Annotated in this window: 16 protein-coding genes; 4 read left to right on the top strand and 12 right to left on the bottom strand. The window is 62.2% G+C overall.

What is annotated here, in order from left to right; genetic code table 11:
• Window position 1: 1 nt before the first annotated feature.
• The 6 genes from RH950_RS06095 to RH950_RS06070 are packed head-to-tail and all read right to left on the bottom strand — an operon-like array spanning window position 2 to window position 4,439.
• Window positions 2-748 (bottom strand): urease accessory protein UreF, encoded by a 747-nt coding sequence (locus RH950_RS06095; protein ID WP_350054734.1) that lies wholly within the window; start codon window positions 746-748, stop codon window positions 2-4.
• Window positions 675-1,226, bottom strand: a complete 552-nt coding sequence (ureE, locus tag RH950_RS06090; protein WP_350054732.1) for an urease accessory protein UreE — start codon at window positions 1,224-1,226, stop codon at window positions 675-677. The genes RH950_RS06095 and ureE overlap by 74 nt, the downstream gene beginning before the upstream one ends.
• A 7-nt stretch (window positions 1,227-1,233) precedes the next feature.
• Entirely contained in the window at window positions 1,234-2,946 is a 1,713-nt protein-coding gene (gene ureC, locus RH950_RS06085) for an urease subunit alpha (RefSeq protein WP_350054730.1), read from the bottom strand.
• 1 nt (window position 2,947) lies between these two features.
• A complete protein-coding gene (locus RH950_RS06080; protein WP_350054728.1) occupies window positions 2,948-3,268 on the bottom strand; it encodes an urease subunit beta in 321 nt (106 codons plus the stop codon).
• A 9-nt stretch (window positions 3,269-3,277) separates the two neighbouring features.
• Complete coding sequence (locus tag RH950_RS06075) at window positions 3,278-3,580, bottom strand: urease subunit gamma (RefSeq protein WP_028464482.1); 303 nt, start codon at window positions 3,578-3,580, stop codon at window positions 3,278-3,280.
• 34 nt (window positions 3,581-3,614) lie between these two features.
• Window positions 3,615-4,439: an urease accessory protein UreD gene (locus RH950_RS06070; RefSeq protein ID WP_350054726.1), complete on the bottom strand. Its 825-nt coding sequence runs from the start codon at window positions 4,437-4,439 to the stop codon at window positions 3,615-3,617.
• 399 nt (window positions 4,440-4,838) lie between these two features.
• Here RH950_RS06070 and RH950_RS06065 point away from each other — a divergent pair, with 399 nt between their 5' ends.
• On the top strand, window positions 4,839-5,075 hold the full coding sequence (locus RH950_RS06065; RefSeq protein ID WP_350055538.1) for a sensor histidine kinase: 237 nt from the start codon (window positions 4,839-4,841) through the stop codon (window positions 5,073-5,075).
• A 6-nt stretch (window positions 5,076-5,081) separates the two neighbouring features.
• Here the strand turns inward: RH950_RS06065 and urtE are convergent, their stop codons facing one another.
• The 5 genes from urtE to urtA all read right to left on the bottom strand — a co-directional run bounded on the left by urtE (window position 5,082) and on the right by urtA (window position 10,676).
• Window positions 5,082-5,777 (bottom strand): urea ABC transporter ATP-binding subunit UrtE, encoded by a 696-nt coding sequence (gene urtE, locus RH950_RS06060; protein ID WP_350054724.1) that lies wholly within the window; start codon window positions 5,775-5,777, stop codon window positions 5,082-5,084.
• 1 nt (window position 5,778) lies between these two features.
• Window positions 5,779-6,543: an urea ABC transporter ATP-binding protein UrtD gene (gene urtD, locus RH950_RS06055; RefSeq protein WP_350054722.1), complete on the bottom strand. Its 765-nt coding sequence runs from the start codon at window positions 6,541-6,543 to the stop codon at window positions 5,779-5,781.
• Window positions 6,540-7,718, bottom strand: coding sequence for an urea ABC transporter permease subunit UrtC (gene urtC / locus RH950_RS06050; protein ID WP_350054720.1), 1,179 nt, complete (start codon window positions 7,716-7,718; stop codon window positions 6,540-6,542). Before urtC ends, urtD begins: the two co-directional genes overlap by 4 nt.
• A gap of 3 nt (window positions 7,719-7,721) precedes the next feature.
• Window positions 7,722-9,380, bottom strand: coding sequence for an urea ABC transporter permease subunit UrtB (gene urtB / locus RH950_RS06045; RefSeq protein ID WP_350054718.1), 1,659 nt, complete (start codon window positions 9,378-9,380; stop codon window positions 7,722-7,724).
• A gap of 81 nt (window positions 9,381-9,461) precedes the next feature.
• The gene (gene urtA, locus RH950_RS06040) at window positions 9,462-10,676 is read right to left on the bottom strand and encodes an urea ABC transporter substrate-binding protein (RefSeq protein WP_350055536.1); all 1,215 of its coding nucleotides are present in this window, start codon (window positions 10,674-10,676) and stop codon (window positions 9,462-9,464) included.
• A 669-nt stretch (window positions 10,677-11,345) separates the two neighbouring features.
• On the opposite strand from urtA, the gene RH950_RS06035 reads away from it, so the two are divergent.
• The 3 genes from RH950_RS06035 to RH950_RS06025 are packed head-to-tail and all read left to right on the top strand — an operon-like array spanning window position 11,346 to window position 14,936.
• A complete protein-coding gene (locus RH950_RS06035) occupies window positions 11,346-13,031 on the top strand; it encodes a methyl-accepting chemotaxis protein (protein WP_350054716.1) in 1,686 nt (561 codons plus the stop codon).
• On the top strand, window positions 13,012-13,854 hold the full coding sequence (locus RH950_RS06030; protein WP_350054714.1) for a CheR family methyltransferase: 843 nt from the start codon (window positions 13,012-13,014) through the stop codon (window positions 13,852-13,854). Before RH950_RS06035 ends, RH950_RS06030 begins: the two co-directional genes overlap by 20 nt.
• Window positions 13,851-14,936, top strand: coding sequence for a CheB methylesterase domain-containing protein (locus RH950_RS06025; protein WP_350054713.1), 1,086 nt, complete (start codon window positions 13,851-13,853; stop codon window positions 14,934-14,936). Before RH950_RS06030 ends, RH950_RS06025 begins: the two co-directional genes overlap by 4 nt.
• 3 nt (window positions 14,937-14,939) lie before the next feature.
• Here RH950_RS06025 and RH950_RS06020 read toward each other — a convergent pair whose 3' ends face one another.
• A complete protein-coding gene (locus RH950_RS06020) occupies window positions 14,940-18,119 on the bottom strand; it encodes a chemotaxis protein CheA (protein ID WP_350054711.1) in 3,180 nt (1,059 codons plus the stop codon).
• Window positions 18,120-18,122: the final 3 nt, after the last annotated feature.

Below are 18,122 nucleotides of genomic sequence, written 5' to 3'. Positions count from 1 at the left end.
CTCACGATCTGAACAGCCGGCCATCCATGGCCTCGTGCTGCATCGAACTCCATTCCGCCATCAGCGCCGCCGTGCCGATATCGTCGGCGCCGCATCCCTCCGACGCGCACCAGACGTCATCGACGCAGCTTTCCAGCGCCGCGATCACCCGCTGACCGTCCGTTTGTCCGAGTGGTACCGCACGGACGGCGGCTGAAACAATATTATGAACGAAGGCCTGCACATAAAGTGGCCCGGCAAGCTCCAGCGCGATCCCAGCAGCGGCGGTGACGGCTCCGTAGGCCACCGGCAGCGGCGGTGCGGGCGGCAGAGCCACCTGCTCGATCACTCCCCAGGCCGCCGAGACGGTCTTCACGAAGGCCGTGCCCTGGGATGTTGCCTCCAGCCGCAATTCGGCAGTCGGGATCAGGGCTGTCGCGACTTCCGTAAGGGCGCCAAGAGCTTCCGCGTCACCAGCCGAGGCATGACGCCATGCCTCGGACAGCAGGATCGCATCGCTGGCGCCGGAGCCGAACCTCAACAAACCTTCCAGCCAATCGCGTAGCGTCTCCGCATCCGTGACAAGCCCGGCTTCTATCGCCGCTTCGACCCCATGACTATAGCTGTAGGCCCCGACTGGAAAGGACGGGGACAACCAGGATTGCAGGCGCAACGCCGCCCGGGTTGCCGAAACATCAGTCATGATGGCGATGATGCTGGGAATGCCCCGCATCATGACTGTGGCCATCGTGACTGTGGTCATGCGCATGGTCGTGTCCATGCCCGTGATCGTACGCCCCGCCTTCGGGCTGAAACGGCCGCTCCGCCTCCGTCACCGTGGCGCCGAGCCCACGCAGCATATCCGCAATGACATGATCCGGCCGCAGCAGGATCGCATCCTCAAGGATTTCCGCAGGCAAATGCCGGTTGCCGATATGCCAGGCAAGCCGCAGCAGGTGATGCCGGTCAGTCGCCCGCACTTCCATCACAGCCTCCGGCGGCGCCACAATGCGTATCCAGCCGCCTTCTTCTAGCGACAGGCCGTCACCGTCGGAGAGCGCGACTGCGCGGGGCAGATCCAGCAGCACAGTCGCCCCGCCATCCGTGTCCAGCCGGATACGGCGGCGATGACGGTCATCGAAGGCCAGTGTCACCCGGTCAACTTCTGCACCGGTGTCCCAGTGCCCGGACGGGGCATGCGCCACCGCCCGGCCAAGGTCTTTCCCCACAGAGTCCGCGTTTGCCATCCGAGCCTCAATACATGAAGTAGCGTTGAGCCATCGGCAGCACCGTCGCCGGCTCGCAGGTCAGCAGCTCGCCATCGGCCCGGACCTCGTAGGTTTCCGGATCGACCGAAATATCCGGCATGGCATCGTTCAGGATCATCGACTTCTTCGAAATCCCCGCACGGGTGTTGCGGACCGGCAAGGTCTCCTTCTGCAATCCGAAACGGTTTCCGACATTGGCCTCGAAACCGGCCTCACTGACAAAGGTGACCGAACTCTTCGTCAAAGAGCGGCCGAAGCTGCCGAACATCGGCCGGTAATGCTGGGGTTGCGGGGTCGGAATGGACGCGTTCGGGTCTCCCATGATCGCGGTAGCGATGGTGCCGCATTTCAGCACCATGTCCGGTTTTACACCGAAAAAGGCGGGGGACCAGATCACCAGATCGGCGAGCTTGCCGACTTCGACGGAGCCGACATGCATGTCGATACCCTGCGCGATGGCCGGGTTGATGGTGTACTTCGCGATATAACGCCGGGCCCGGAAATTGTCGTTGTTGCCCTTCTCCTGCGGCAGTGCACCGAACTGTTTCTTCATCTTGTCGGCCGTCTGCCAGGTCCGGATCAGCACCTCGCCCACACGGCCCATGGCCTGACTGTCCGAGGCGATGATCGAAAAGGCGCCCCGGTCATGCAGGATATCCTCGGCGGCGATGGTTTCCCGCCGGATCCGGCTTTCCGCGAAGGCGACGTCTTCGGGGATGCTTTTCGACAGGTGATGGCAGACCATCAGCATGTCGAGATGCTCGTCGATGGTGTTCACCGTGAAGGGCCGCGTCGGGTTGGTCGAGGACGGGATCACGTTCGAAAGCCCGCAGACCTTGATGATGTCCGGCGCATGGCCGCCGCCCGCGCCCTCGGTGTGGAAGGCGTGGATGGTGCGGCCCTTGAAGGCGTCCACGGTGTTCTCGACGAAACCGGACTCGTTCAGCGTATCCGTATGGATCAGCACCTGGACGTCCATCTCGTCGGCGACCGAGAGGCAATTGTCGATGGCCGCCGGCGTCGTGCCCCAGTCCTCATGCAGTTTAAGGCCGCACACCCCGGCGAGCACCTGCTCGCGCAGGGCTTTGGGCTGGCTGGCGTTACCTTTGCCGAAGAAGCCTAGATTCATCGGGAAGGACTCGGCAGCCTGCAGCATGCGCTCGATATGCCACGGGCCCGGCGTGCAGGTTGTCGCGTTCGTGCCCGTTGCCGGTCCGGTGCCGCCGCCCATCATCGTGGTGACGCCGGAATTCAGCGCCTCGTCGATCTGCTGCGGGCAGATGAAGTGGATATGCACATCGATGCCGCCGGCGGTGATGATCTTGCCCTCACCCGCGATGGCTTCCGTGCCTGGGCCGACGATGATGTTCACACCGCTCTGCACATCAGGATTACCGGCCTTGCCAATGGCAAAGATACGGCCGTCCTTTATGCCGATATCGGCCTTCACCACGCCCCAATGATCGAGGATCAATGCGTTGGTGATGACCGTGTCCACGGCCCCGTCCGCGCGCGTTGCCTGGGACTGCCCCATACCGTCGCGGATCACCTTACCGCCCCCGAACTTCACTTCCTCGCCATAGAAGGTGCGGTCCTCCTCGACTTCGATGAACAGGTCGGTATCGGCGAGCCGGACCTTGTCGCCGACGGTCGGCCCGAACATGCCCGCATAGTCCTGTCGTGAGATCCTGTAGGGCATGTCAGGCTCCTCCCCCACCGAGCGGCCCCATCACCGCCTGATTGAAACCGTAGACTTTCCGCTCGCCCTTGAAGGGCACGAGATCGACCGTTCGGGTCTGTCCCGGCTCGAACCGCACCGCCGTGCCCGACGGGATATCCAGCCGCATGCCGCGCGCCGCTTCCCGGTCGAAGGAAAGGCCCGGATTGGTTTCCGCGAAATGGTAGTGCGAGCCGACCTGCACCGGCCTATCGCCCGTGTTCGCAACCTCGATGGTGATGGCCTCGGCGCCTTCGTTCAGAACGATCTCGCCGTCGGCCGCGATGATTTCTCCGGGGATCATGGCGCCCTCCTAGCGGATCGGATCATGGACGGTGACCAGCTTGGTCCCGTCCGGAAAGGTGGCTTCGACCTGGACTTCATGGATCATCTCGGCAATCCCTTCCATCACGTCGGAGCGCTTCACGACACTGGCGCCAGCCGCCATCAAGTCGGCCACAGAACGGCCATCGCGCGCCCCCTCGACCACATAGTCGGTGATCAGCGCGATCGATTCCGGGTAGTTCAGCTTCACGCCCCGCTCCAGCCGACCGCGCGCGACCATGGCCGCGACCGAAACCATCAGCTTGTCTTTTTCCCTCGGTGTCAGATTCACCCCGGCCTCCCCTCAGACATTCCTATCAAACTCATCAAATTCGCCAGATCACGGGCATCCGCGCCGGCAGCCCGAGCCAGCGCACCCGCGCCGCGCTCCAGAAAGCGCCGACCGCGTTGCGCAGCCGCATGGCATCCGGCCCGAGCCAGCGCATCGCCAGAAGATTGTTGTCAATGGCCGTCACGCCGCACCGGATATCTCCCGCCGCCCCGGCCTGAGCATCGCGCGCCCAGTCAAGATCATCGGCCGCATCCGGCCGGGCGAACAACGCCGTCGCGAAACAGCTCACACCGCCAAGCCCGGATGAAACGGAAGCAGCCGCGAGCGGATCGGCCAGCTCGAACCGGTCGGCCCAGATCAGCTGCCCATCCCGCGTCAAATCCCAATGCTCACGATAACGCCCGGATGCGAATCTCTCGCCCATGGCACTGCGGCCAAGGATGGAAATGGCGCCGGCAAACAGCGTGCTGCCGGCGGCAATGTCGAACCGGACCCGCTGGCGAAACCGCGCCTGGTCAAACAGGATGGTGCCCTGCGGCAGCCACTCGAGCGACGCCCCGTCAGCGACCCGGATTGTCAGATGGTTTTCCGCCTCCGCGCCAGACGACCGGTAGACTTTCTCGGCCGCCTGATTTGTCAGGGTAAGACTGGCGTTCGAATTGACGCCGATTTCCGTCTCATACAGGTCGCCGCCGACGATCCCGCCCGACAGGTTCGCGAGAACGGCTGTCAGCGACTCACCGACACCGGGACGCGGCAGCAGGATACGCAAGGGCTGGGCGGAATAGAGATCTGCGGCGACGGAACGGCCGTCGCGACGTTCAACGGATAGGCGCGCGGCTCCGGTCGCGCGGCTCAATTGCACGGACTCTGCGACCTGCGCGAGCGCCACGCTCAAAGCAGCCCCGCATTTCCGCCGTTCGTTCTCTTGGTGGCGAACATTTGACGCTCACGGCTCCCCATTTCACGAGCATAACCGCAATCACCGTGCCAAAGCTCACTCTGTCTCATGGAGATTTTTTATCTTTTATTTTCAGATATTTACAGATGGTTTTTTAGAACCTCCGGCGACAGCCCGTTGATCAACGCCCACGCTACAGGCAACGCGCCAGGCGCTGCTTAAATGTTGGGCACAGCTTCCTATTCGGCCACCCACAGCTTCATCTTCGCCAGGAGCTTCGGGCGATAATTCTCCGTCTCCTCCGCGACCGCCGTGTGTCGATACAGCCCGTAACGATATTCCAGAGCCGGCGTCGGGATTTCGAAAGACCGGCTTCCAACAGTCGCAAAGCCTTTCTCTCACTCGTCAATCCATCCCCATGTCGCCAAGGAAGAAACCGGCCTCGGACTCTCTATTGTCCGGTCCCTTGGCGAGTTTCTCGGCGGCCGTTGCCTGATCGAAAGCGAGCTTGGCGTAGGGACATGCGTCACCATCGTCTTGCCCCGCATTGGCCGCGAAGCGTTACCGGCTGAGGACACAGGCGCGACAGGCTGAGGGGGCTCAGACGGTCAGGTGTCCACGGACAGCGTCTTCTGACAAGGCTGTCTTCTCCCCGGCAAGCACAATTTCGCCACGGTCCATGACGGCAATCTCGTCCGCCAGAGCACGCGCGAACTCGAAATACTGCTCTACCAGGATCACGGCCATGTCTCCGCGAGATGCGAGCAGCGCGATGATCCGCTCGATATCCTTGATGATCGAGGGCTGGATCCCTTCCGTCGGCTCATCGAGAACCAGCAGGCTGGGGCGGAGAACCAGTGCGCGGGCGATGGCCAGCTGCTGCTGCTGACCGCCGGACAGGTCGCCGCCCCGGCGCTTCAGCATCTGCTTCAGCACCGGGAACAGCTCGAAGACTTCGTCCGGCACGCTGCGCTTGCTGCGCGGCAGGGCGGAAAATCCGGTCTTCAGGTTTTCCTCGACCGTCAGCAGCGGGAAAATCTCCCGCCCCTGCGGGACAAAGGCGATTCCGGCCGCGGCACGGCGGTGCACGGGCAGGGCCAACAGATCGATATCGTCCCAATGGATGCTGCCGGCACTCGGGTTTTCCAGCCCGGTCACCGCCCGCATCAGGCTGGTCTTGCCGACCCCGTTCCGGCCAAGCACGCAGGTCACCTTGCCGCGTTCGGCCACAAGATCGATGCCACGCAGCGCGTGGCTCGCGCCGTAATGCAGATGAAGCCCGGAAACTTTCAGCATATCAGCGCCCCAGATAGACTTCGATGACGTGCGGATCGTTCTGCACCTGGTCCATGGACCCCTCGGCCAGCACCGAACCCTCATGCAGCACCGTGACCTTCACACCGAGGGCGTGCACGAATGCCATGTCGTGTTCGACAACCACGATGGAGCGCTCGCCGCGCAGATCCCGCAGCAGCTCTACCGTCGCTTCCGTCTCGGCGTCCGTCATGCCGGCCACCGGTTCGTCCAGGAACAAAAGTTCCGGATCCTGTACCAGCAACATGCCGATCTCGAGCCACTGCTTCTGCCCGTGCGACAGTTTCCCGGCCATCTGGTTCCGTTCACCGGCGAGGCCGATCCGTTCCAGCGTGCTGTCGATCTTCGACCTGCGATCCTGATCAAGCCGGTCAAACAGGCAGGCGAAAGTGCTCCGGTTCGACTTGATCGCGAGCTCTAGATTGTCGAAGACGGAATGGTTCTCGAACACGCTCGGGCGCTGGAACTTCCGGCCGATGCCGAGGGCGACGACAGCCGCCTCGTCCCGTTTTCCGAGATCAATGTCACCCTTGAAGATGATCCGTCCCTGATCCGGTTTGGTCTTGCCGGTAATCACGTCCATCATCGTCGTCTTGCCGGCGCCGTTCGGCCCGATAATCGCGCGCATTTCACCGGGCTCAACCACAAAACTCAGATTGTTCAGGGCTTTGAACCCGTCGAAGCTGACCGTCACCCCGTCGACATAAAGCTGGGATTCCGAATAGGAGGCCTTGCCGGTGATGGTCATTGGCCAGGCTCCTCTGCAAGGGGCGTGGATGCCGTCTCGCCCCGTTTGCCAAACCGGCGCTTCAGCCAATCGAACGCGGCCGGAATGCTGCCCACCAGGCCTTTCGGAAAGAACAGCGTGACGGCGATGAACATGCCGCCGAGGGCAAACAGCCAGATTTCCGGAATCAGGCCGGTCAGCACCGTCTTCGCGTAATTTACCAGCACACCGCCGGCGATCGCGCCATAGAGCGTGCCGCGGCCGCCGATGGCGACCCATATCACGGCTTCGATGGAATTGGCCGGGGCGTATTCGCCCGGATTGATGATGCCCACCTGCGGCACATAGAGCGCGCCCGCCAGGCCCGCGATCATGGCGGACAGGACAAAGACGAAGAGCTTGAAGTTCTCCACCCGGTAGCCGAGGAAGCGCACCCGTGCCTCGTCGTCGCGGATGGCGGCGATCAACCGCCCGAGCTTGGAGGCAACAATGGCCCGGCACATCAGGTAGCAGCCAGCCAGGGCCGCGCAGGTCGCCGCCAGCAGCGCAGCACGTGTCACATCCGACTGCAGGTCAAAGCCCAGCAGATCCTTGAAATCCGTCAGGCCGTTATTGCCGCCGAACCCCATGTCATTGCGGAAGAAGGCCAGCATCAGCGCGTAGGTCATGGCCTGGGTGATGATCGACAGGTAAACCCCGCTCACGCGCGACCGGAAGGCCAGCCCGCCAAAGACGAAAGCCAGCAGGCCGGGCACGAACAGCGCCATCACCATGGCGAAAGGGAAGAAGTCAAAGCCGTACCAGTACCAGGGCAGTTCCTTCCAGTTCAGGAACACCATGAAGTCCGGCAATTCGGCATTGCCATACACGCCGCGGTCGCCGATCTGCAGCATCAGATACATGCCCATGGCATAGCCGCCGAGGGCGAAGAAAGCCCCGTGCCCGAGACTGAGAATGCCGCAGAAACCCCATACCAGGTCGATCGAAAGGGCCAGCATCGCGAAGCAGAGATATTTGCCGAGCAGGCTGACCAGATAGGTCGGCACATGCAGCGCGGAGTCCGGGGCCAGTGTCAGGTTCAGCAGCGGCACCAGGATGCCGATTGCGGCCAGGACACTGAGCAGGATAGCGCTGGCCAAACGGCCCTTGGCCGGTGCCTGGGCCTGCGGCGCGTAGAGACGTTGCAGCAGCGACATGGCTCAGGACTCCACTGCGCGGCCGCGCAGCGCGAAGAGTCCGCGCGGCCGTTTCTGGATAAACAGGATGATTGCCACCAGCACCAGGATCTTGCCGAGGACAGCCCCGGCCCAGGGCTCGAGCAGCTTGTTCACCACCCCCAGCGACATGGCGCCGGCGAAGGCGCCCCAGAGGTTGCCGACACCGCCGAACACCACCACCATGAAACTGTCGACAATGTAGGCCTGGCCCAGATTGGGGCTGACATTGTCGATCTGGCTGAGAGCGACACCCGCGATCCCGGCAATGCCGGAGCCGAGGCCGAAGGTCATGGCATCGACCCGGCCGGTCGGAATACCCATGGCCCGCGCCATGTTGCGGTTCTGCGTAACGGCGCGCATCTGCAAGCCGAAGGCGGTCTTCTTCAGCACCAGAAGAACCGCGCCCAGAACACACAACGAGAACAGGATGATCCAGAGCCGGTTGTAGGTCAGCGTGATGCCGGCAACGGATTCCATCGCGCCCTGCATCCATTCCGGCGCCCCGACTTCCCGGTTTGTCGGCCCGAAGATGGAGCGCACCGCCTGCTGCAGGACCAGACTGATTCCCCAGGTGGCGAGCAGGGTTTCCAGCGGCCGGCCATACAGATAGCGAATGCAGCCGCGTTCGATGGCGACCCCGACAAGGCCGGAGACAAGAAACGCTGCCGGCAGGGCCAAAGCCAGAGACCAGTCGAACAGGCCCGGCGCAAAGGCGCGGAAGCCTTCCTGAACGACGAATGTTGTATAGGCGCCAATCATCACCATTTCGCCATGCGCCATGTTGATGACGCCCATGACACCGAAGGTGATGGCAAGCCCCATGGCGGCCAGCAGCAGGACGGATCCGAGACTGATCCCCTGATAGAGATGCTCGACCATCCGCCACATTTCCAGCCGGCGCTCCATCGACGCGAGCGTTTCTCCGGCGGCCGCACGAACGGCCTCATCCGGCTCACGCCAGACCTCCCCGTCCTTCAGCAACAAGCGGGACAGCATGACCCGGCTGTCCGGGTCGGTCCTGTCGGCAAGAGACTGCACCGCCGCCATCCGCTCCGCCGCACTTTCGGACTGCAGCTTGATGGACGCCTCGGCCAGCTGCAGCGCGGTTTTCACCGCCACGTCTTCTTCCTTGGCCAACGCCGTCTCGATCAAGGGCAGCATCGCCTGGTCGCTTGATTTCAACAGGCCGTCCGCCGCCTCCAGCCGCCGTTGCGGGTCGGGGCTCATCAATGTGAGCGTTCCCATGACCGCTTTCACGGTGGAGCGCAGGCTGTTGTTCGTCTTGACCCGGGTCACCGCGCGGGAGCCGACTGTCTCCAGTTCTTCACCGGAAACTGGATCGACCAGCAGAATCCCACCGTCGGCCTTGCGACCGATAACGACTTTGTCGTCGCTCTTGCGGGTATAGAGATCCCGCCCGACCAGGGCTTCAAGGATGGTGACGACTTCCGGCTTCCCGGTCGCGACCATGCGGTCGACGACAGCTTGCTTCTCCGAAAGGCCGGCTGCCCCGAGTTCGGTAATCAAGGAACCGAGATCGTCCGCCGCCATCGCGGCGGGCGGCATCAGCACCGCCACCAGAGCCCATAAGATCAGCGAGAGGCGGAATGCGCCCCCGCGCATCCTTTGCCATGCGGACATCACGATTTCCTTTCCCGTCGCAGCGCGCGTTTCGAAGAAGCCGGGGCGCGGACAGGTCCGCGCCCCGGATCGCACTTGGGATCAGAAGCGCGGCTTTTCGCAGTTGCCGCAGACCCACGGATAGGTCCAGTCGGCGGTCAGCTTGGCGCTTTCCGGGATGAAGTCGGACCAGGCGTCGCCGACCACAACACCGTCGGTGGCGGAGACAATTTCAAACTGTCCGTCTTCCAGGATTTCACCGATCAGGACCGGCTTGGAGAGGTGATGGTTGGTGTTCATCACCGCTGTACCGCCGGTCAGGTTCTTGACGGTCTGGCCGTACATCGCCTGGCGCACCGCATCGACGTCGGTGGTTCCGGCCTGCTCGACCGCCTGCACCCACATCTTGAAGCCGATATAGTGCGCTTCCATCGGATCGTTGGTCACGCGCTTCTCGTCCTTGATGAAGGCGTGCCAGGTTTTGATGAACTCGGCGTTTTCCGGCGTGTCGACCGACATGAAGTAGTTCCATGCGGCCAGGTGACCGACCAGCGGGCCGGCATCGAGGCCGGCGAGTTCTTCTTCACCGACGGAGAAAGCGATGACCGGAATGTCCTCGGCCTTGATACCCTGGTTGGCCAGTTCCTTGTAGAACGGCACGTTGGCATCACCGTTGATGGTCGACACAACAGCGGTCTTCTTGCCCTGGCTGGCGAATTCCTTCACCTGGGCAACGATGGTCTGCCAGTCGGAATGACCGAACGGCGTGTAATTCTCCATGATGTCGGCATCGCTGATGCCCTTGCCGTTCAGGTAGGAGCGCAGGACCTTGTTGGTCGTACGCGGATAGACATAGTCGGTGCCGAGCAGAACGATGCGCTTGGCTTCGCCGCCTTCCGAACCGAGCAGATAGTCAACGGCCGGGATCGCCTGCTGGTTCGGCGCGGCCCCGGTGTAGAAGACGTTCCGGGAGGATTCTTCACCCTCATACTGGACCGGATAGAACAGCATGCCGTTCAGCTCTTCGAAGACGGGCAGTACGGACTTGCGGGACACCGAGGTCCAGCAACCGAAGGTCACGGCAACGCCGTCCTTGGATATCAGCTCGCGCGCTTTTTCCGCGAAGAGCGGCCAGTCGGACGCCGGATCGACAACGACCGGCTCAAGCTTCTTGCCAAGAAGGCCGCCTTTTTTGTTCTGCTCGTCAATGAGCATCAGCATGGCGTCTTTCAGCGTGGTTTCACTGATCGCCATGGTTCCGGAAAGCGAGTGCAGAATGCCGACCTTGATCGTTTCCTGCGCCTGCGCGATCCCCATGCCAGCCGTCGCAGCGAGCCCGAAGGCCGTCGCGGCGATGGCGCTTTTCCACTTTGTGAGCTTCCCCATTTTATTCTCCCAGATCCAGGATCTATTGTTGCACCGCACAACAAACAGCAAGCACCGTGCCATAGCTCCGGCAATTGGAAGGACTTCACTAAAAACGTGACTTATCAATTTATTATCGAGATATCTCGATACTCGAGTGAACGAATACAGGTGGAGCGAAGAGACTAATTTTGCATTAATATTGGGCAATGCCTGTTTTTTAATCTTTTCTTGACTTGCCCCTTGGATTAATCATTTGATGCAATTGCCGCAAACAGACCTGAAGCCTGATATCCTTCCCCTAAAGGCAACCCAGCGGCATCAAGAGGCACACGACAGGCACAGAAGACATCACCGCGCCGAAAAAGCACGTGTCCGACTCCTGAATAAAAGGGCAATAGCCGGAGACCGGGCCTGCATACAGTCCGACGGCCCCTCGCTTTCGCAATCTGCAAAAGCTTCTAAATCCATCAAAAATTTCAATAAATAATCAACAATGTGGCTGCACAGTCCGGGCCACAAAGTTATAGTGTTTTCCGCATACGGATTTGCCCGACAGAACGCCTGGGCTGCGCGGGGCCATTCGAAGAACATCAGGGGGCCGCTTTAATGTCTTTGAATATGTCTACAAAACTCATGGCGCTGGTCGTGTTCATGGCCACGGCGCTATGTGCGTTCGCCGGTTTTTCCATCTGGACGATGACGGCCGTAAAAAGTCAGGTCGACCAGATCATTCTGACCGACACACCCGTTTCAGTTCTGGTCGGTTCGATCGTCGAAAACCAGCTTGAACAAGAAATGGCCCTGCACATCGCCATATCGATTGCCGCGCAGGGACGCGGCGATGCCGCAGACGAGTATCTTGAAAAATTCGTATCATACGGCACTGCGGTCGACGAACATTTGTCCTCGGTAAATCTGCTGCTTGCCCCGATCATCGAAGCTGGCGGCGACCGTGGTATTCGCTATGCCGAAATCCAAAAGCTGCTGGCCGAAATCGAAGAGGCACACGACCACATCACGAAAACCGGCAACACGGTCATTGTCCAGCTCAAGTCCCTGATCAAAGCTGCGGGCGGGCGCATCCCCCGGCTGTCGCACCTCAGTTCACATATGAACAAGATCGAGGAAACTCAGGTCACCGTCAGTTCTCGCGTGCATGAACTGCTGAACAAGGTCAACGGCATGTCCCAAGGATCAATCGAGACGATCCAGGCCGCCGAGAAATTGGCCATCAGCAGCCTCAGCATTGCCGCTATCGTTGCGGTCAGCCTTTCACTGATCATCGGTATTCCGCTCGCTATCAGCATCCGTCGCCGTCTGAACGCTGCTGTGACGACCGTGGACAGGTTCGCCGCCGGCGACCTTTCGGTTCCGGTCCCGGTCAGCACGTCGAACGATGAGATCGGCCGGGTTCTGAAAGCAATCAACGCGATGCAGCGCAATCTGCAGGAGATGCTTGGCACCATCAAGACGGCATCCAGCGGGGTGACCTCGGGCAGCGGCGAGCTCCGGCAGACCGCGCAGCAGGTATCCGACGGCGTGAACGACCAGGCCTCCAGTGTGCAGGAGACCTCTGCTGCAATGGAGGAAATGACCGCCGGCATCCGGCAGAACGCAAAGAACGCCGAAGAGACGGAGAAGGCATCGGAACGCATGGCCGGCGAAGCCGGACGCTGCGCCGAGGCCATGACCCAGACAGCGGCTGCCATGAAGGACATTTCCGACAAGATCCTGGTGGTCGAGGAAATCACCCGCAAGATCGAACTGCTGGCTCTCAACGCCTCCGTCGAAGCGGCCCGTGCCGGTGAGCACGGCCGGGGCTTCGCGGTTGTCGCCTCCGAGGTGTCCCGCCTGGCGGAAATCAGCAAGCAGGCCGCCAGTGAAATCCAGGACGCGTCCGCCGACGGCCGGGAGGCTGCCGAGAACACGAACCGGCTGCTGAACGATCTGTTGCCGGAAATCACCCGAACCAAGGACCTGGTCCAGGGCATTACTGCCGCCAGCGAGGAGCAGTCTGTCGGCGCGGACGAGATCAATGTCGCCATCCACCGGCTGAACACCGTGATCCAGCAAAACGCGGCGGCAGCGCAACAGATGGCCGCAACCTCCGGAGCCCTGGCCGGCCGGGGCCGCGAGCTGGAGGAGTCCGTCTCCCGCTTCAAGCTGAGCGAAAGCGATCAGCCGGTTCAGAGAAAGACTGCCAGCAAGAAGACCGCTGCCCGGTCCGACGATGAATCCGACGAAGAAGAGCGCCGCCCGGCGCCGGAAGAGAAGATCACGTCCGGTGACTTTGGAAAGTACTGACTCGATTACGGCGGAGTTCGACGAACTCCGCCGGCTGGCGCACCATAAATTCGGGATCATCGTTCCAGCGAACGCGGAAAGTTTCCTGCATTCACGCCTGCGTGCCTTCATGAGTCAGTCAGGTCACGAGACGATACCGGAGCTGTTGCGTGAAGCGCGCAGCGACGGTCGCGAAGACCTGCTGATTAATCTGGTCGAGCACCTTTCGACCAATCACAGCTACTTCTATCGGGAACCCGCGCATTTCGAATTCCTGGCCTCTACCTTGTTGCCGGAGCTTGAGGAACGTCTGCGCCGGGAGCGGACGAAGGACATCCGGATCTGGAGCGCCGCCGCGGCGGCAGGCGAGGAAGCCTATTCCATTATCATGGCAATGCGGGAATATTTCGGAGCACACTACCAGGATCTGGATGCCGGAGTCCTGGCCACGGATATTGCCAAAGCCACATTGCGCCGGGGAGCAATTGGCGAGTACAGAGCCGAGTCTTTCCGCCACATGCCGATGACCTGGCAGCAGAAATATCTCGAATATCTCGGCGATGATACCTATCGCGTGGTAAAGCAGGTACGTGACGATGTTATGTTCCGTTGGCTCAATCTGACCGAGCCACTCGAAATGTTGCGCGGTCGCTTTCATTTGATCCTGTGCCGAAACGTGATGATTTACTTCGATGATGCGACCCGCGAAAACCTGGTGCGGAACCTGAGCACGATGCTTGCACCGGGCGGCTATCTCTTCATCGGTCATACCGACAACCCGGATCACGCACGGATCTATCTGGATCAAATCCGTCCCGCCATCTTCAGAAAGAAGGCCACTTGAACGGACCAGACGGCATTCTCGTTGTCGCCTCAGACCCGCTGCTCCGCAAGGTCGTCACGGAAACCATAATGCCCGTGACCGGCGGTGCGGAGGTTATTGCGGTTTCGCAAAACCGCGCCACGCCGGACCGGCTCGCCGGCGCGGAAATCGTGGTGCTCGCCGCCAGAGACAATGACTATCCCAGCCTCGCCGGCGTGTTCGAATTGGTCATGACTTGCGGACGTCCGGTGCTTCTGATCACCGCAGGCGAAAGCGCCGAAGGAAGTGCCGTCGCAACCCGGCTCAAGATCCCGGCAGGGCAACTGATTTCAATTCCGGAACTCGATATCCGCGAGGAATTGCGGGCCGCAGCGCCGCGCATCGAAAGCGCATTGAAGAAAGTCCGCATTGACCGGCCGCGCTCCGCCCCGACGCCGGCGTCCGCAGCGCCACGGCCCGTTCTGGAGCGCGCCCGGGTGGAGCAGTCCAAACCGAGTGCGCCTGAGGATTTTGGCGCGCCTTATCTCGGCATAGTGATCTGTATCGGCGCGTCAACCGGCGGCACGGATGCCCTGCTGACGGTGCTGTCGGGGCTCGATCGCAACTGCCCGCCCGTGGCCATCGTGCAGCATATGCCGAAGGACTATGTCGAGGATTTCGCCAAACGGCTGGACCAGTCCTGCGCAATCGATGTCGTGATCGCCCATGACGGACAGCAGCTTCGTCCGGGGCTCGCCGTGGTGGCGCCCGGTGACCGGCAATTCCGGCTGCGCAAGGGAAACAAGGGTATCTGGACCGCACTCGGCGAAAGCGACCGGATCGGCGGTCACTGCCCGGCGGTCGATGTGATGATGAAGTCTGCGGCGCAGGAACTGGGCAAGAAAGCCGTCGGTGTGATCCTGACCGGCATGGGACGGGACGGTGCGGACGGGTTGCTCGAGATGCGCCGTGCGGGCGCGCGCACGGCCGCCCAGGATGAAGCCAGTTCCATCGTCTACGGCATGCCGAAGGTTGCCTTCGAGGAGAAGGCGGCGGATACCGTCCTGCCGCTGCAGAAAATCGCCGGATGGATCTCCGGCGTCACGCTCACCCTGCCAAAATAGGACTCACGCCCCGGCAATCGCAATCAGCGTTTCCGGGTCCAGAACCAGCAGGGGCTGCCCCTCCCCCATCACCGTGGCACCGGCCAGGACATCCACCGCGTTCAGCGCCGGATGCAGTTCCTTCATGAAGACTTCCTGGCGGCGTTTGACCCTGGCAACGGCAACGCCGATCCGGCGCTGCGGCGTGCCGATGATCACCACCGGAAATGCGGTCAGACGCGCCGCGGATTCCGGTGTTTCCCACCCCAGCATGGTTTCAATCGCCCGCACCGGCAGGAAACCGTCGCGATGCTGGATGCCGGCGAATTCCCCGACTTCCTGGATCTGATTGCGGGCAACCTCGATGACTTCGACGATCGAACGCTCCGGCAGGCCGAGATCCCGCTCGCCGTCGGTCACTACGACAATGCGCTGCAGTGCCGCGGAGACCGGGAAGCTCAGATAGAACTTCGTTCCCTCACCCTCGATGCTGTCGATATCGATGGATCCGCCAAGCCGCCGGATCGTGGTCAGCACCACATCCATGCCGACGCCGCGTCCGGAAGTTTCCGTGATGGCTGACGCCGTCGAGAAACCGGGCGCGAAGATCAGGCGCTGGATCTCCCGTTCGGACATGCGCGCAGCATCCTGATCCGACAGCAGGCCACGCTCCATGGCCTTGGCCCGGATCCGGGCCGAGTTCAGGCCGCGTCCGTCATCGGCGATCATGATCTGCGCGACATTGCCGCTCTGTGTCGCCCGTAATGTCAGCGTCGCTTTCTGGGGCTTGCCCAGATTGAGTCTCTCGTCCGGCAACTCGATCCCGTGATCCATGGCATTGCGGATCATGTGGACCAGTGGCTCCATCAGGGCGTCCACCATCGATTTGTCGATCTGGATGTCACCATCCTCGATATCGAGATCGACCTGCTTGTTCAGGCTGCGCGCCAGGTCACGCACCAGACGCGGCATCCGTCCCAGCACGATGCTGATGGGCACGACACGCAGCTGCAGGGTCACGGAATGCAGCATCCGCAATGTGGTTTCCGCCTTGGCGATCTGGCTGGCAAGAACCTTGCCCGCATCGTCGATCTGGCTGGCCGCATACCGCAGTTTCTCGGCCTTCCGGGCACCGGTTTGCTTCGCCAGGGATCTCAGTTCCGCGATTGTGCTGGCGAATCCGGCCTCCGAAGCCCCCTGCTCGATCCGGGAAAGGCACAGGCGTAGCTCGGCGACCGTGTCGAGGTAATTGTCAACCAGCTCCGACGACACCCGAAGCGAGCTGCCGCCCGATTTCGGTGCGGCGGCTTCGGAGCGCTCGGCCGGAACTTTCGCATCGGGCGCAACCGGCTCGAGGGCGGCCTGCGGCGGTGCCGGCGCAACCGCTCCCGGATCGGGCGGCGGGGCGAGCGGTGCTGCCCGCGGTACCGCGGCAGGAGCGGCAGGTCGTGGCGCCGCGTTGCCGTCGACCGTCCAGTCGTCGCCGATATGCATCACGCCCGGCTGTTCTTCGGCTGCCGGAGCGCGGGATGCCGCTGCCGGTTGCGCTGCTGCCGCCGGTTGTGCCGGGGCAACCGCTGTCTGCACCGCATTGCTCGCCAGAACAGCCCAGGACTGCAACGCGGCACGCGCTCCGTCAATCGATTGCAGGACGGCCATGAGCGGGTCGGCGGGTCCGATAATGCCGACCAGGAACTGGTAAAGGTCCGGGTGGGTATCCACCAGAACCCGATTGGACATCACTTTTTCCTGATAGATCCGGGCCATGATCTGTTGTGTCGAGGCCGGCCCATCCGGCAGCATGGCCTGGATCTCGACAAGATTCGCGTTCGGCTGCTTCAGGAAATCCGCGATTTCCTGGCGGGCAGCCGGTGACAGGCTGTTGAAGATCTCGTCGCCGAGAGAGGTCCGGAGCTCGGCCACCGCCGCTTCGGCATTGGTGAGCAACAGGGCCATCTGATCCCGCAACCGGTCATAGGTCGCACGCAGCATATCGAGCGAGGATATGTTGAGACCCTCGATGCCAATCACCTGGCTCTCGCGCCGGATCTCTTCCACCACCGCCATGGCATCGGTCCGGTCGCGCCAGTCCGGTTCCACGGTCAGTTCACTGGCCAGCCGTGCCAGGGCCGAAATTCTCTGGACCCCGAGAGCGCGGGCAAGAATGCCGACCAGCTCCCAGTCCTTCGATGTTCCCCCGCCGGCCGAAAGCCGGTCGACGACTTCGCGCGCCTCTCGGGAGATATGGGGTGACATGGAATCGTCCACATCTTCCATCGAAAGCCCGGAATTCGCGAGTTCCGACAGCAACCGGAGCCGGTGCACGAAAACGCACAGACCGCGAGTCAGCTCCGTTCGGTCGAGCGGACCGGATTCCCGGAGCTGGATTACGATATCGTTCAGGACATCCGAGATGCCGAGATAGCCGACCTCATTCGCGACTTCCCGGATGGCAAGGATCGACCCTGAAATCGCCTGCGTGTCGAGGGCTTCAAGCGTCGGGCTCTCCAGCGCCTCGGCAAGCTGACCAAGCTCGCTCCGCACCACCTCATCGAACGGGCCGACCGTTTCCGGCTGGAATTCAGGCTCCGACGGATCGGCCGCCTCCTGGGAGACCTGCATCGACATCTGCCGGACACCGGTCTCGGCTGTAGCTTCCTCGACCGGCGCGGGGGATGGCGGCGGTGCGGGTCGTGGCGGCGCGGGTGCCACTTGCGGCGGCGGAGGCGGCGCCGCCGCGGCAGGGGCCGGTTGCTGCGGAGCAGCCTGCGGCACCGGCGCGGCAATCACGCCACCGCTCTTCAACTGCGCCTTGGCGCCGGTCAGCTGCGCCACCAGCTGCATGTCGGCCGGCGCGTCGCTTGTGCTCGCGATACTCTGTTCGCGCAAGGCAACCAGAGTATCGGCGGTCTGCAACAGGAGTTCGCGCGTCGCCTCGTCCGGCCGGGCCTCGCCGTTCCGGAACATGTCGAGCAGATCCTCGGCGTGATGCGCGACCAGTTCGATACCGGTCAGGCCAAGAGATGCGGACACTCCCTTGAGGGAGTGCATGGCGCGAAACAGGGCGCCCATGGTGTCTGCATTCTCGAGATCGGCGGCACTGCCCGACAGAAGATCCTCGATCTGGCCGAGATAATCCTCGCTCTCCTGCTCGAAGAGCTCCCACATTTCCCTGCCGGCGCCGTCGTCATCGAAACCACTCATGCG

It is taken from the genome of Nisaea sp. (assembly GCF_040217065.1).
Taxonomy (GTDB): Bacteria; Pseudomonadota; Alphaproteobacteria; order Thalassobaculales; family Thalassobaculaceae; genus Nisaea.
The sequence above is the reverse complement of the archived record's forward strand: the minus strand, read 5'-3'. Positions and strand labels throughout refer to the sequence as shown.